General features: G+C 63.2%; 12 protein-coding genes. 8 read left to right on the forward strand and 4 right to left on the reverse strand.

Annotated features, from left to right (window positions below; genetic code table 11):
* The first annotated feature begins 3 nt into the window (after positions 1-3).
* The 7 genes from ASD02_RS06780 (at position 4) to ASD02_RS06810 (ending at position 7943) form a co-directional block, all read left to right on the forward strand.
* Positions 4-987: an ABC transporter permease gene (locus tag ASD02_RS06780; protein ID WP_025429674.1), complete on the forward strand. Its 984-nt coding sequence runs from the start codon at positions 4-6 to the stop codon at positions 985-987.
* Positions 984-1886, forward strand: a complete 903-nt coding sequence (locus ASD02_RS06785) for an ABC transporter permease (protein WP_057212692.1) — start codon at positions 984-986, stop codon at positions 1884-1886. The genes ASD02_RS06780 and ASD02_RS06785 overlap by 4 nt, the downstream gene beginning before the upstream one ends.
* Positions 1883-2698: an ABC transporter ATP-binding protein gene (locus ASD02_RS06790; RefSeq protein ID WP_025429676.1), complete on the forward strand. Its 816-nt coding sequence runs from the start codon at positions 1883-1885 to the stop codon at positions 2696-2698. The genes ASD02_RS06785 and ASD02_RS06790 overlap by 4 nt, the downstream gene beginning before the upstream one ends.
* Positions 2699-2703: 5 nt before the next feature.
* Complete coding sequence (locus ASD02_RS06795) at positions 2704-3633, forward strand: ABC transporter ATP-binding protein (RefSeq protein ID WP_025429677.1); 930 nt, start codon at positions 2704-2706, stop codon at positions 3631-3633.
* Positions 3634-3655: 22 nt separating this feature from the next.
* Positions 3656-4132, forward strand: coding sequence for a GNAT family N-acetyltransferase (locus ASD02_RS06800; protein WP_025429678.1), 477 nt, complete (start codon positions 3656-3658; stop codon positions 4130-4132).
* Positions 4133-4152: 20 nt separating this feature from the next.
* A complete protein-coding gene (locus ASD02_RS06805; protein WP_038577992.1) occupies positions 4153-6177 on the forward strand; it encodes a beta-N-acetylhexosaminidase in 2025 nt (674 codons plus the stop codon).
* A gap of 143 nt (positions 6178-6320) precedes the next feature.
* Complete coding sequence (locus ASD02_RS06810; RefSeq protein ID WP_025429680.1) at positions 6321-7943, forward strand: ABC-F family ATP-binding cassette domain-containing protein; 1623 nt, start codon at positions 6321-6323, stop codon at positions 7941-7943.
* A gap of 134 nt (positions 7944-8077) precedes the next feature.
* On the opposite strand, the gene pepT is transcribed toward ASD02_RS06810, so the two are convergent.
* Positions 8078-9310, reverse strand: coding sequence for a peptidase T (gene pepT / locus ASD02_RS06815; protein WP_057212695.1), 1233 nt, complete (start codon positions 9308-9310; stop codon positions 8078-8080).
* Positions 9311-9518: 208 nt separating this feature from the next.
* The gene (locus ASD02_RS06820) at positions 9519-11054 is read right to left on the reverse strand and encodes an MFS transporter (protein WP_051509261.1); all 1536 of its coding nucleotides are present in this window, start codon (positions 11052-11054) and stop codon (positions 9519-9521) included.
* Between the two features lie 171 nt (positions 11055-11225).
* Here ASD02_RS06820 and ASD02_RS06825 point away from each other — a divergent pair, with 171 nt between their 5' ends.
* Positions 11226-12134, forward strand: coding sequence for a LysR family transcriptional regulator (locus ASD02_RS06825; protein WP_057212742.1), 909 nt, complete (start codon positions 11226-11228; stop codon positions 12132-12134).
* Between the two features lie 132 nt (positions 12135-12266).
* Here ASD02_RS06825 and ASD02_RS06830 read toward each other — a convergent pair whose 3' ends face one another.
* Both ASD02_RS06830 and ASD02_RS06835 read right to left on the reverse strand, forming a co-directional pair.
* Complete coding sequence (locus ASD02_RS06830) at positions 12267-12518, reverse strand: hypothetical protein (protein WP_156407905.1); 252 nt, start codon at positions 12516-12518, stop codon at positions 12267-12269.
* A gap of 369 nt (positions 12519-12887) precedes the next feature.
* A complete protein-coding gene (locus ASD02_RS06835) occupies positions 12888-14129 on the reverse strand; it encodes a saccharopine dehydrogenase family protein (protein ID WP_057212699.1) in 1242 nt (413 codons plus the stop codon).
* Between the last annotated feature and the right edge of the window lie 94 nt (positions 14130-14223).

A 14223-nucleotide genomic window follows, 5' to 3' on the forward strand; every position in this document is an offset into this window, starting at 1 on the left:
CTGATGCGACTTCCTCGCCGACGGCTTGCCGTCTACTGCGTCGCGTTCCTGTTTGCGATCGTGATGAACTTTGCGGTTCCCCGGTTGATGCCGGGTAGCCCCGTCGACAGCATGATCGCCCAGCTCGGACCGCGGGCAACGCCCGCGGCGATCGAGGCGATCAAGGCGCGGTTCGGCGCCATCGAACAGCCGATGTGGCAACAGTTCGTCGACTACATAGTCGGGCTGGCGCATTTCGATCTCGGCGTATCGGTGAAGTACTACCCGCAAACGGTGCTCGAGGTTCTCGGGCGGTCGGCCGGCTGGACGGCGTTCCTGGTGGTAACCGCAATCGTCTTTTCGCTGTCGATCGGGGTCTCGCTTGGAGCCTTGGCAGCCTGGCGTCGCGGCGGCCGGTTCGACAGCTTCGTCTCGCCGTTCTCGGTGGTGATGATCGCTGTGCCGCCCGTGATCATCGCGCTGGCGACGCTGTTCATCTTCGGCGTCACCCTTCGCCTGCTGCCGGTCGGCTATGCCTACGATCCGAGCCTCGATCCGGGGTTCAATTTCACTTACTTCGGCAGTGTCTTTCTGCATGCGATCATGCCGGTGCTGACGCTCTCTCCCTACCTGATCGGCGAGTTCCAGACGACCATGCGCTCCAGCATGATCTCCGTGCTCGGCGAGGATTATGTCACCATGGGTCGCGCCAAGGGGCTGTCCGAATCCGCTGTCATGTTCGGCTATGCCGCCCGCAATGCCATGCTGCCGGTGCTGACCAACCTCGCGCTGATGCTCGGCGCCGTGTTCGGCGGATCGATCGTGACCGAAATCGTCTTCAATTATCCCGGCCTCGGCCTCACGCTCTATACCGCCAGCGTCGCGCGCGACTATCCCGTCATCCAGGGGCAGCTGCTGTTGATGACGATGGCCACGCTCGGGGCAAACCTGCTTGTCGACATTCTCTACGGCGTCGTCGACCCGCGTATCCGGGAGGGGCGCGCATGACCTCGGGTCTTACATTGTTATGGCGGCAGAAGAAGGCCGTTGCCGGTCTCGCCATCATCGTCGCGCTTTGCCTGATGGCGCTTCTGGCGCCGCTGATCGCCCCCGGCGATCCCGGCGAACGGGTCGGGCGCTCGCATCAGCCGCCAACGGTCGAGCATGTCTTCGGCACCACCAAGATGGGGCGCGACGTCTATTCCCAATTCGTCTGGGGTGCACGTCCGTCGCTCGCCGTCGGTTTTGCGACCGGCCTTGCGATCACAGCACTCGGCACGATCGTCGGGCTGGTGGCCGGCTATTTCGGCGGGCGCACCGATGCCACGCTCGATCTCGCGACCAACGCCGTGCTGGTCATTCCCAACATACCGCTGCTGATCCTGCTCGCGTCCTTCGCCGGCACGGTCGGGCCGCTGGCGATCATGGCGATCATCGCGCTCACCTCCTGGCCTTGGGGCGCCCGCATGACCCGCTCGCAGACTTTGGCGCTGCGCAACCGCGAATTCGTCGTTGCCGCCCGCATGGTCGGCGAGCCGCACTGGCGGGTGATCTTTGTCGAGATCCTGCCCAACCTCGTGCCGTTGATCGGCATCAACGTCGTCGGCAGCATCATCTACGCCATCGTCGCCCAGACGACGCTCGAATATCTCGGCTTCGGCGATCCGCTGCGCGTCACCTGGGGCACGATGCTCTACAACGCCCAGAACTCGTCGGCGATCATCATCGGCGCCTGGTGGGATATCGGTGCGCCGGCGGCCGGGATCGCGCTGGTCGGGCTCGGCCTCGCGCTTCTCAATTTCACTTTCGACGAGATTGCCAATCCGCAGCTTCGTTCCGGCCCTGCGCTCAGCCGTTGGCTGCGGCTCAACAGGCGGCGTAACCGCGCGCCGGAGGTGGGACGATGAGCGAGCCGCTGCTGCAGGTCCGCAATCTCGATGTCGATTACCTGCTCGACGACGGCGCCTTTCGTGCGGTCAGGAACGTTTCCTTCGACATCAACCGCGGTGAGCTGTTCGGACTTGCCGGTGAGTCCGGTTGCGGCAAGAGCACGATTGCCTACGCGATCACCCGCCTGTCGAAACCGCCGGCCTGGGTGGCCGGCGGCGAAATCCTGCTCGAGGGCCGCAACCTGCTGCAGATGCCGGAGACGGCCTTGCAGGACGTACGCTGGCGGCGCATCGGCATGGTGTTCCAAAGCGCGATGAACTCGCTCAACCCGCTGATGCGGGTCGAGGCGCAGTTCCATGACGTGCTGCACCGGCACACCGGCGCGACCCGGGCACAATCACGGGCGCGGGCCGAGGAGATGTTTCGCCTGGTCGGCATCCCGGCCAGCCGGCTCGATGACTATCCGCACCAGTTCAGCGGCGGCATGCGACAGCGCATCGTCATTGCCATCTGCCTTGCGCTCCGGCCCCAGTTGATCATCATGGACGAGCCGACGACGGCGCTCGATGTGGTGGTGCAGCGCGAAATCCTGGAGCAGGTCGTTGATCTTCAGAGCACCCATGGCTTCTCTGTCCTGTTCATCACCCACGACCTGCATCTGATGGCGCAGCTCTGCCATCGCATCGGTGTGATGCTGAAAGGCGAACTGGTCGAGGTCGGCGACGTCCGTCAGATCAGCCGTGCGCCGGCTCACGACTATACCCGCAAGCTCTGGGGCGCCATTCCGCAGCTGCCTGCTTCCGTCAAGAGAGTGGGGGCCGTAGAATGAACGTCATGCCCGTTGCTTCCCCTCTTGCGCCCGTGCCGACGGACGCCATCGTCCAGCTCGATGCGATCACCCGCAGCTTTGGTCACGTCGAGGCGCTGCGCGGTATCTCGCTGGCGTTGAGACCGGGGCGGGCGCTGGCGCTGGTTGGCGAATCCGGCTGCGGCAAGACGACATGCGCCCGCATCATTGCGCGCATGGACGCCCCGACGGCGGGGTCGATGCAATTTCGTGGCCGCGATATCACCGCCACCGGTAGTGCGGCTGCAGAGAAGGCCTATCGCCGCGCGGTGCAGATGGTGTTTCAGGACCCATTCGCCTCACTCAACCCGGTGTTCACGGTCTATCATCATCTGGCAAGACCGCTCGCCCTTCACGGGCATGCCAGGGGCAGGGCGCAATTGCGCGAAGCGGTCGACACGCTCTTGAGCGATGTCGGCCTCGATCCCGGCTTGACCGCACACAAGTTTCCGCACGCGCTTTCCGGCGGACAGCGCCAGCGCGTCAACATCGCCCGGGCGCTTGCGGTTCGGCCCGACGTTCTGGTTGCCGACGAGCCGACATCGATGCTCGACGTCTCGATCCGCCTCGACATCCTCGAACTCTTGGCCGGCATCAAGCGCGATCGCGATCTCGCCATGCTCTACATCACCCACGATATCGCCACCGCCGCGCATATTGCCGAAGACGTCGTCGTCATGTTTGCGGGCCAGATGGTCGAGTGGGGCGCGACGGAAGCCGTGATCGGTGATGCGCGCCACCCCTATACGCAGCTGCTGCTCTCCGCCGTGCCCGACCCGGATCGCCCGTTCGTGCCCGGCGCCAGCGCCCGCTTTCTCGGTCACGCCGAAGAGGTTCGCCGCATCAGCCGGCCGGTCTCGAGCGTGGTCGAACAGGTCGGTCCCAACCACTTCGTGCGCGCACTCGGCGTCGCCTAATTCCAACATCACAGGTTTGCTCATGGATTATCTCGTCAATCTGTCTCTGCTTCGCCCAAAGCCCGACCTCGACCAGCGGATGGATGCGGCAGGGGTGACGATCAGGCGTGCCCTGGCACCCGAGTTCGAGCTGGTGATCGCGTGGGTCCGGGAAAAATTCGGATCGGGCTGGGCCGGCGAGACCGCCGTCGCGCTCACCCGCCAGCCGCCAACCTGCCTTCTCGCCACGCGTGATGGAAAGCTCATCGGCTTTGCCTGTCACGAGGCGATCGCGCGCGGGTTCTTCGGCCCGACCGGCGTCGATGAAGCAGCACGCGGCGAAGGAATAGGCCACGCGTTGCTGCTTGCTTCTTTGCTCGATTTGAAGACGATGGGCTACGCCTATGCCATCATCGGCGATGTTGGTCCGTCGGCGTTTTACGAGCGGACCGTCGGCGCCATGCCAATCCCGAATTCCGCGCCCGGCATTTATGCAGGCATGCTCAAGATCGACGACTAACCCTTCTGGAGATGATGATGATGACGATCGCTACGAAACCGGTATTCCGTCTGGAAACGCTCTGGACGCCGGCAAAGACGGACACCCCAGCGGTTTATTCGCTGACACTGACGAACGCCTCCGATCGCCCGCTTCGGGATTTTCGACTTTGCGTTTCGGGACCTGCACGCATCGACCCTGCCGCCGCCGTCGAAGGCGGAGAGTTGTTGAGCCGGCTTTCCAACTATTCCGAGTTCGCGCCGCCGGCTGACCTGGTGCTTCAGCCGGGAAGCGTGTGGATCGTGAAGGCGCACGGTATGAGCTTCGAGCCGCAGCACTGGACCGACGGAGCCAACTCCGCCTATCTCGTCCTTGCCGACGGCAGCACCGCGCCGATCTCGGTCGTGCCGTCGCGCGCCCACGGCGACAACGCCGAGCTGAAACGTGGCGCGGTCATCTATCCCGTGCCAAAGGTAGCACCGGTTGCCGTTTCGGTCGTGCCCTGGCCGCAGGACGTATCCGTCTCCGGCCGCCTGACGCCGCCATCAGGGCTCGACCTTGCGCCGGAAGGGGCAGAAGCCGAAGCCGCAGCACGCGCATTTGCCGAGCTGACGGGGAGCCTGTTTCCGGTCGAAGGACTTGTTCGGCCGGTAGCGGAAGGCGGCCTTCCGGCCGCGCTATCGCTTTCGGGCGACCTTGCGGAGGAAGCCTATGTCATCCGCTTCTCGCTAGCTGGCGTCGCTGTGACCGGCGGCACGCGCACCGGTCTCCTCTATGGCCTGATCACGCTCGGGCAGATCCTGCGGGGTGCTAAGCTTCATCCCGGCACATTCCTGTTTCCGGCAGGCGGCGAGATTCGGGACGAGCCGGCGCTCGGCTGGCGCGGCACGCATCTCGACGTTGCCCGCCAGTTCTACAGCACCGCCGAGGTCTCGCGGTTCCTGCGGCTGATGGCCTGGAACAAGCTCAACCGCTTCCACTGGCACCTCTCGGACGACGAGGCCTGGCGGATCGAGATCGACGCCTATCCGGCGCTGACCGAGGTCGGTGCCTGGCGCGGCCATGGCCGCAAGATCCCGCCGTTGCTCGGCTCCGGCCCGCAGGTGACGGGCGGTTACTACACCAAGGCAGCCGTTCGCGAGATCGTTGCATTGGCGGAAACCTTGGGGATCGAGGTGATGCCGGAGATCGACGTGCCCGGACACTCCTTCGCGATGCTGCAGGCCATTCCGGAGCTGCGCGATCCCAACGAAGCCGGCAGCTATTATTCCGTGCAGGGCTTCCCGGACAATTGCCTCAACCCGGCGCGCGAAGAAACCTATCGTGTGCTCGAAGTCGTCTTCGACGAACTGATCGAACTCTTCCCGTCGAAGATCATCCATGTCGGTGCCGATGAGGTGCCGCTCGGCGCCTGGTCGGGCTCGCCAGAGGCACTTGAGCGGTTGCGGGCGGTGGCTGGCGAAGAGGTGGCGACGACCCACGCCAAGCGGCTCAATGTCGTCACCAACACCCACGGGGCCGACGAGATCGACGGATCGGGTGCCGCCGTGCTGCAGGCGGAGTTCCTGGCGCGCGTCCAGGGGTTCCTCGCAAGCCGTGGCTGCGTTACCGGCGGCTGGCAGGAGGCGGCCCATGGCAACGTCATCGACAAGCAGAAGTCGCTGCTCTTCGGCTGGCGAACGGTCGAAGCCAATGCCGAGCTTGCCGGCGAAGGCTACGACATCGTCGTTTGCCCGGGACAGGTCTACTATCTCGACATGGCCAACAGCCCGGCCTGGTCAGAGCCCGGCGGCAGCTGGGCCGGCTGGTCGGACCCGGAAAAACTCTACCTGTTCGACCCGATCGAAGGCTGGACCGACGCCCAGAAGAAACATCTGCGCGGGCTGCAATGCTGCATCTGGTCAGAGCCGATGACCGACCGCGGTGTGTTCGACCGCCTGGTGTTCCCGCGGCTGTCGGCGCTGGCCGAAACCGGCTGGACCCGCCCGGAGCGCAAGAATTTCAAACGCTTCGAGGCGCTGGTCGGGCTGATGCCGGTTCTCTACGGCTTTTACTCCGACCAGTAATCCTGTGGCTGAACGGGGTGTCAAAGCCGTTTGATGCCCCGTTTCCCGTGCGTTTTTGGGTGGGCAGACGTCGCGAATCAACGTTTGCGGCGCGACTGTCACCCGTGACATAAGGGCGCCGCAACGTTTCGGGCCCCTAAAATATGATTCGTATCGAGAATATCAGCAAGCAGCTCAGCCACCGGATCCTCTTCATCGAGGCATCCGCAGCCCTCAACAAGGGCGAGAAGGTCGGCCTCGTCGGCCCCAATGGTGCGGGCAAGACGTCGCTCTTCCGGATGATCACCGGAGAAGAGATGCCGGACGAAGGCCAGGTCGCCGTCGATAAGGGCGTGACGATCGGCTACTTCAACCAGGATGTCGGTGAGATGTCGGGGGGCAGCGCTGTTGCCGAGGTGATGAACGGTGCCGGGCCGGTGAGCACGGTTGCCGCCGAGCTGCACGCGCTTGAAGCCGCCATGGTCGACCCCGACCGTCTCGACGAGATGGATGCGATCATCGAGCGCTACGGCGAGGTGCAGGCACGCTATGAAGAACTCGACGGCTACGCGCTGGAAGGCCGTGCACGCGAAGTGCTGGCGGGCCTCAGCTTCTCCCAGGAGATGATGGACGGCGACGTCGGCGCGCTTTCTGGCGGTTGGAAGATGCGCGTCGCGCTCGCCCGCATTCTGCTCATGCGCCCTGACGTGATGCTGCTCGACGAACCGAGCAACCACCTGGATCTGGAAAGCCTGATCTGGCTTGAGGCCTTCCTCAAGGGCTACGAAGGCGCGCTGCTGATGACCTCGCACGATCGCGAGTTCATGAACCGGATCATCACCAAGGTGATCGAGATCGATGGCGGCTCGCTCAACAGCTATTCCGGCGACTATGCCTTCTACGAGCAGCAGCGGGCGCAGAACGAAAAGCACCAGCTGGCGCAGTTCGAGCGTCAGCAGGCGATGCTCGCCAAGGAGATCAAGTTTATCGAGCGCTTCAAGGCGCGCGCCTCGCATGCAGCCCAGGTGCAGAGCCGGGTCAAGAAGCTCGAAAAGATCGACCGGGTCGAACCGCCCAAGCGCCGTCAGACCGTGACGTTCGAGTTCCGGCCGGCGCCGCGCTCAGGCGAAGACGTGGTCAACCTCAAGAACGTGCACAAGAAATATGGCGAGCGCTGCATCTATGAGGGTCTGGACTTCATGGTGCGTCGTCGCGAGCGCTGGTGCATCATGGGCATCAACGGGGCCGGCAAGTCCACGCTTTTGAAGCTGGTGACAGGCTCGACCGATCCGGACGAGGGCAGTGTGGCGCTCGGCGCCAGCGTCAAGTTGGGCTATTTCGCCCAGCACGCGATGGATCTGCTCGATGGCGAGCGCACGGTCTTCCAGTCGCTGGAAGATGCATTCCCGCAGGCAGGGCAAGGTCCGCTCAGGGCGCTGGCCGGTTGCTTCGGCTTTTCAGGCGACGACGTCGAGAAGAGATGCCGGGTGCTTTCGGGCGGCGAGAAGGCGCGGCTGGTGATGGCGATGATGCTGTTCGATCCGCCGAACCTGCTGGTGCTCGACGAGCCCACCAACCACCTCGATCTCGACACCAAGGAAATGCTGATCAAGGCGTTGGCGCAGTACGAGGGCACGATGCTGTTCGTCTCGCACGACCGCCATTTCCTGGCGGCGCTGTCAAACCGCGTTTTGGAGCTGACGCCGGACGGCGTGCATCAATATGGCGGCGGTTACACCGAATATGTCGCCCGCACCGGCCAGGAAGCGCCGGGTCTGCGCAGCTGACTTCGCTGTGTCGCGGCGTCGCCGTGACGAATCTCCGAAACGACAAGAGCCGAAGCACGTTGCGCGTGCTTCGGCTCTTTCTGCTTCCGACGATCCTATCTCGAAAAAAGCTGCGCTCGCTCGGATGACCAGCCTCAGGCGCGCTCTTCCCAGACCTTTGCCAGCTCGACCAATGTCTTGACCGCCCGTTCCATGTCCTGGCGGCTCACCCATTCCAGCGGCGAGTGGAAGGCATGGCCGCCGGCGAAGATGTTGGGGCAGGGCAGGCCCATGAACGACAGGCGCGAGCCGTCGGTACCGCCGCGAATGCTGCCGCGCACCGGCGTCATGCCCGCACGTCGCACCGCTTCGAGCGCATTGTCGGCGATCTCGGGGTTGCGGGCGAGAATGGCCTTCATGTTGCGGTACTGCTGCTTGACCTCGAAGGTGTAGGATGACCCCGGATAGGCGGCGATCACGTCCTTGACGATGCCTTCGAGCATGGCTTCCTTGGTCGCCAGGCCCTCGTCCTCGAATTCGCGGACGATCAGGCTGAGGCTGGCCTTTTCCATCGTGCCGGTGACGCCGGTCGGGTGAATGAAGCCTTCGCGGCCTTCCGTGCTTTCAGGGGCGATGTCCTTTGGCAGGCGATCGATGATGGCGCCGGCGATCTTGATGGCATTCTCCATCTTGCCCTTGGCAAAGCCCGGATGGATGGCAACGCCTGAAATGGCGATCTCGACACCGTCGGCGGAGAAGGTCTCGTCTTCGATATGGCCGGCGGTTTCGCCGTCGATGGTATAGCCGAACTGGGCGCCGAGCTTCTTCAGGTCGACCTTGTCGGCACCGCGGCCGACTTCTTCGTCGGGGGTGAACAGGATGCGGATGGTGCCGTGCCTGACGTCGGGATTGTCCATCAGGAACTGTGCTGCCGACATGATTTCGGCAACGCCGGCCTTGTCGTCGGCACCCAGGAGCGTCGTGCCATCGGTGGTGATGATGTCATTGCCGATCTGGTCGAGCAGCACAGGATGCTCGCTGACGCGAATGACCTGCTGCGGGTCGCCCGTTAGCCGGATGTCGCCGCCCTGGTAATTCCTAACGATCTGCGGCTTGACGTTGGTACCGGTGAAATCCGGTGCCGTGTCCATATGAGAACAGAAGCAGATGACCGGAACCGGCTTGTCGACGTTTGAGGGAATTGTTGCGTAGACATAGCCGTGTTCGTCGAGATGCGCGTCCGATACGCCCATTGCCAGCAGCTCTTCGACCAGCAGTCGGCCGAGCGTCTTCTGTTTCTCGGTGGTGGGCGTGGTCTTCGACTTGGCATCCGATTGAGTGTCGATAACGACGTAACGAAGGAAGCGATCGATAACAGTGTCGGTCATAAGCAACGTGTCCAATATATCTGCGTCAACGATGGTCACGATATAACCGTCGCCGGCGTGCCCGTGAATGGACTTTTCGCCGCGCCGACGCGTTTTGTCGGCGAGGCAGAGGTCGGATTACGGCGCGGACCGCCATCCATGGTCCATCGGGCCAGTCTATCTGGCCCGATGCGCTGCCTTGCCCTCGGTGACTAGTCGGCTACGTGTGTTACGACGATTTCGCCGTCGAACACGCAAGCACCGCTTCCGTCTTGGCGCGGAGACCGAAGACGAGCAGGCTTGCGGCGGCCGACAGCCAGACACCGATGGCGCCATAGAGCATGACCCAGCCGAAACCCTCGCCGAGCGCCGTATGGATGACCGTCTCCGACAGGCCATAGTCCGAAGTCAGCATGCCGCCGGCCGAGATCTTCTCGGCGAGCGTACGCAGCTCGGTGTCGGTCACTCGCCCGAAAAGCGAGCTTTGCAGCGAAGACAGCACGCCTTCGACCAGGATCAGCCCCATCAGCGCGATGTTGATCGCCAGCGAGATCATCCGCGCGCTGGTGTCGATGCCCGAGGCCATGCCGGCGCGCTCCGCGGCGACCGCGCCGGTCGCGGCGTTGGTCACCGTGGTATTGGTGAAGCCGAGGCCAATGCCGGCCAGCACGCACCCCGGCAGCATCGTTAGCCAGCTGGCATTCTCAACGCTGCTGCCGATCTTCATCATGAGGAAGCCGAGACCGATCGTGAACAGGCCGGCCGGGATGACGATCCCTGGACGAAAGCGAAGCATCAGCCGTTCGGCAAAAGGCGGGACGATAAGCGGGGGCAGCGTGTAGGCGAGCAGGGCGATGCTGGCGGTGACGCCGTCATAGCCGAGGCCCGCCTGGAACCAGATCGGCAGATAGATCATGAACGGCCAGAAGCTGATGTTCATGCCCACCGAACCGAACAGCGCACCTGAGAAGCTGCGGATGCGGAACACCGAAAAGTCGAACATCGGCCGGGCGCTGACTTTTTCGGCAATCACGAAGCCGATCAGGCTGACGATGGCAATGCCGAGGATTGACAGTGCGGTCGGGCTGGCAAAACCGAGTTCGGGGCCTTGGGTAATGAAATAGGCGATGCAGAAGACCGCGGCCGACAACGTCACGATGCCGGCGACGTCGAGGCTCTCGGCGCCAGGATCGCGCGATTCCTTGACGCCTGCGAGCGCAAGCGCCACCGTCACGCCTGAAAGCAGGACGTGGACGAGAAACACCCATTCCCAGCTCAAGAGCGCGACCGTCGCGCCGCCGACGATCGGACCAAAACCGAGGCCGATCCCGAAGATGATGCCCCACCAGCTAAACGCGATCCCGCGCTGGCGGCCGGACTGGAACTGCTGCGATAGGACGGCGATCTGGCAGATGAGCATCACGCCGCCGGCCATACCCTGGAGGAAGCGGGCGACGATCAATACTGATATGTTGTCGGTCAGCCCGCAGATCAGCGAGGCGATGCCGAAGGCGATGATGCCGGCGACGAAGATGCGCTTGCGGCCGTAGCGATCGGCCAATGTGCCTGCTCCCATCAGAACCGCCGTGACGGCGATGGTGTAGGCGTTCATGATCCATTGCAGCTGTTTGAAATCTGCGCCGAGCACCTGCTCCAGCGTCGGCAGGATTGCTGGAATACTGGAAATCTCCAGGCCGAACATCAGCGAGGAGAGGCAGACGGCTGCCAGTGCCAGCGCACTGCGGCGGGTTATGGGTTGGTTCATGCTCACGGTCTTTCGATGCTTTGGCGGGCATCGCGGAAAACCGGTTCCGGCCTTTCCACGCGCTCCGCCCGAATTGAAATCGCTTGGGGACCGGGGCACCATAGTCTGGCCTTGATCACAACTGAATTGGATGGTTAAGTATTTCAGAGATAACAAAATCGGATGGTTGCGATGACGACTCTGGATGTGGACGCGGTTCAGGCCTTTGTCGCGATTGCCGATTTTCAAAGCTTTACCCGCGCTGCGGAGTTCCTCGGCAGCACGCAAGGGGCAATCAGCGTCAAGCTGAAACGGCTCGAAGATCGGCTCGGCGTCAGGCTGCTCGAGCGCACGCCGAGGCAGGTTCGCCTTTCGGCGCAGGGCGCTGTCTTCATCGAGGGCGCGCGCGAATTCCTCGCCGCCCATGAGCGCGCGCTGGCAGGGCTGTCGTCGACACGTCGCCGCTTCGGCCTCGGCATTGCTGCCCACGTCGCCGGCCCGGAAGTGCCGACATTGCTGGCGCGGCTCTATGCCCATGACCCCGGCCTGTGCATCGAGGTCAGGCTCGAGACATCGCGAAACCTGCTTGGCGCGTTCGACCGCGGAGAGCTCGATGCCGTCATCATCCGGCGTGACGAAGACCGGCGCGATGGCGAGACGCTTGGGCCGGAACATTTCGGCTGGTTCGCCTCACCCGGCTTCAAGCGCGGGCCGGGTGAGCCGCTGCGACTGGCAGCGCTGGCGCCGCTCTGCGGCGTGCGCGACATCGCCACGCGCGCGCTCGACGCGGCCGGCGTTCCCTGGGTGGAGGTGTTCGTCGGCGTGTCGACCGCTGTCAACGCTGCAGTCTCGGCGGGGCTCGCCGTCGGCCCATTCTCCTGTCGCCTTGCGCCCTCCGACACGATCGAAGTCAGCAAACAGTTTGGCCTGCCGCCGCTTCCGTCCTCGGAGATCGTTCTGCATTCGACCCTGACCGACGCGCGATCCCGCAAGGCCCTGCAAACCCTTGCTGCCGCCTTCCGCGAGCGGCATTCGGTAGCGATCGAGACCGACCCATCGGTCCAAAAGACCTGGCCGAAGATCGAGCTTTCGGCATGCTGAGTGCGGCGGGCGAGACTGATCGTGGAGGCCCTGCCCGCTGCCGTTATGTAACGGTTCAAAAAGCCACAGCGCTGAAGTCTGCAGCGTACCGGCCTGAATCAAAAGCGATTTCGGGGACGCCATGGGCGGAAATTACCGCGTGGTGGCGAAACGCCGTTGCTCCAAGCCGATCCTGCGCGCCGGTGCCGCAGGCGCCTTGACCCAGCCCTGGGCGGCCGGCGCCTTTCTGTCGGGCTTGCTGGCGCTCGGCCCCTTCAGCCAGCGAATGATGGCCTCGAAGCCGTGCTTGGCCAGGCGCTTGGTGATCCGCAGGCTGTCGTCGTCGAGATCGCAGGCGAGGCCGATTTCCTTCCAGTCGAGCTTGTTGCCGGTCTGAGGCGGCATTGCCCGCCGGTTAACGAAATCAAGCATGTAGTGACGGAGGTTGTCGTAGTCGTGCTTGGGAAGGGCGCGGGCAAGCCGGAGCTCGCAAAACGATGCAATCTTTTGATGAAAACTGTGAACCGGGGCAGTCAATGGGGGCATGTCAGTTGGAACTCATACGTGGTTGGCCGGCGAGACGCCGGGGTACGGGCAGCTAAGTGAATCGCGTTAACGAAGCGTTTCGCTCGCCGGGTCGATTCATCGACGTGCCGCGCCGAGAAATCTGTAGAAACGTTGGAAGCCCAATCACCTGGCGATGACTGGGCTTCGTCCATATGCCAGCCGGCCGCCCTAAATGACGACCGACCGGAGATGGTTCGACTTATTGTTTCAGGAGAACGTCAATGCGCGGTCGCCGTCCGCATCCTTGATGCGGGTCGGAAGTCCGATCCGGTTGAGGATGTCGAGGAACGGGCGCGGCGGCAGTTCTTCAACGTTGACCATCTGCTTCACGTCCCACTCGCCCGAGGCGATCAGCATGGCGGCGGCGACCGGCGGTACGCCGGCGGTGTAGGAGATGCCCTGCGATCCGACTTCTTCGAAAGCGTCCTTGTGGTCGGCGACGTTGTAGATGAAGACTTCGCGTTCCTGCCCGTCCTTGAGGCCCTTGACGAAATCGCCAATGCAGGTCTTGCCCTGATAGTTCGGAGCCAGCGACGACGGATCCGGCAGCACCGCCTTGACCACCTTCAACGGCACGACCTCGAGGCCTTCGGCCGTCTTTACCGGCTGTTCCGACAGCAGGCCGAGGTTCTTCAGGACGGTAAAGACGTTGATGTAGTGATCGCCAAAGCCCATCCAGAAGCGGACGTCGGCGCCGTCCATATGCTTTGCCAGCGAATGAACCTCGTCATGGCCGGTCATGTAGGCCTTGCATTTGCCGACCACCGGCAGATCGTATTCCTTGCCGACCTCGAACATCGAATTGGTCTGCCACTGGCCGTTCTGCCAGGAATAGACGACGCCGGTGAATTCGCGGAAGTTGATTTCCGGATCGAAGTTGGTGGCGAAATATTTGCCGTGGCTGCCGGCATTGATGTCGACGATATCGACGGCGGTAACCTTGTCGAAATACTCATCCTTGGCGAGGCGCGCATAGGCGTTGACCACGCCCGGGTCGAAGCCGACGCCGAGGATGGCGGTGACGGCCCTTTCCTTGCATTCCTGCGCGCGCTTCCATTCGTAGTTTCCGTACCACGGCGGCGTCTCGCAGATCTTCTTCGGGTCTTCATGGATCGCGGTGTCCATGTAGGCAGCACCGGTATCCATGCAGGCACGCAGCACCGACATGTTGACGAAGGCGGAGCCGACATTGATGACGATGCCGGCCCTGGTCTTTTCGATCAGCGCCTTTGTCGCCTCGACATCCATGGCGTCGAGCGCATGCGCCTCGAGCGTCACTTCGGTTTTCAGGCTCTTTTTCTCGCGCACGGAATCGACGATCGCGCGGCACTTTTCGACCGTTCTGGATGCGATATGGATGTCTCCCAGTACATCGCAGTTCTGTGCGCATTTGTGCGCCACGACCTGAGCCACGCCACCGGCGCCGATGATGAGAACGTTCTTTTTCATTTCGGGGGATGTCTCCTTTTCCCTTGGGGATATGACGAGCCTAGAGCGCCGTGCGTTCAGACGAACGCGCTAAGGGCGCTATAGCCCTTTGATT

The sequence above is a fragment of the Ensifer sp. Root1252 genome (assembly GCF_001425885.1).
Lineage (GTDB): Bacteria > Pseudomonadota > Alphaproteobacteria > Rhizobiales > Rhizobiaceae > Ensifer > Ensifer canadensis.

Coding starts and splice junctions, on each gene's coding strand:
- ASD02_RS06780 (WP_025429674.1), top strand. CDS start 4: ATGCGACTTCCTCGCCGACGGCTTGCCGTCTACTGCGTCGCGTTCCTG.
- ASD02_RS06785 (WP_057212692.1), top strand. CDS start 984: ATGACCTCGGGTCTTACATTGTTATGGCGGCAGAAGAAGGCCGTTGCC.
- ASD02_RS06790 (WP_025429676.1), top strand. CDS start 1,883: ATGAGCGAGCCGCTGCTGCAGGTCCGCAATCTCGATGTCGATTACCTG.
- ASD02_RS06795 (WP_025429677.1), top strand. CDS start 2,704: ATGCCCGTTGCTTCCCCTCTTGCGCCCGTGCCGACGGACGCCATCGTC.
- ASD02_RS06800 (WP_025429678.1), top strand. CDS start 3,656: ATGGATTATCTCGTCAATCTGTCTCTGCTTCGCCCAAAGCCCGACCTC.
- ASD02_RS06805 (WP_038577992.1), top strand. CDS start 4,153: ATGACGATCGCTACGAAACCGGTATTCCGTCTGGAAACGCTCTGGACG.
- ASD02_RS06810 (WP_025429680.1), top strand. CDS start 6,321: ATGATTCGTATCGAGAATATCAGCAAGCAGCTCAGCCACCGGATCCTC.
- pepT (WP_057212695.1), bottom strand. CDS start 9,310: ATGACCGACACTGTTATCGATCGCTTCCTTCGTTACGTCGTTATCGAC.
- ASD02_RS06820 (WP_051509261.1), bottom strand. CDS start 11,054: ATGAACCAACCCATAACCCGCCGCAGTGCGCTGGCACTGGCAGCCGTC.
- ASD02_RS06825 (WP_057212742.1), top strand. CDS start 11,226: ATGACGACTCTGGATGTGGACGCGGTTCAGGCCTTTGTCGCGATTGCC.
- ASD02_RS06830 (WP_156407905.1), bottom strand. CDS start 12,518: ATGCCGCCTCAGACCGGCAACAAGCTCGACTGGAAGGAAATCGGCCTC.
- ASD02_RS06835 (WP_057212699.1), bottom strand. CDS start 14,129: ATGAAAAAGAACGTTCTCATCATCGGCGCCGGTGGCGTGGCTCAGGTC.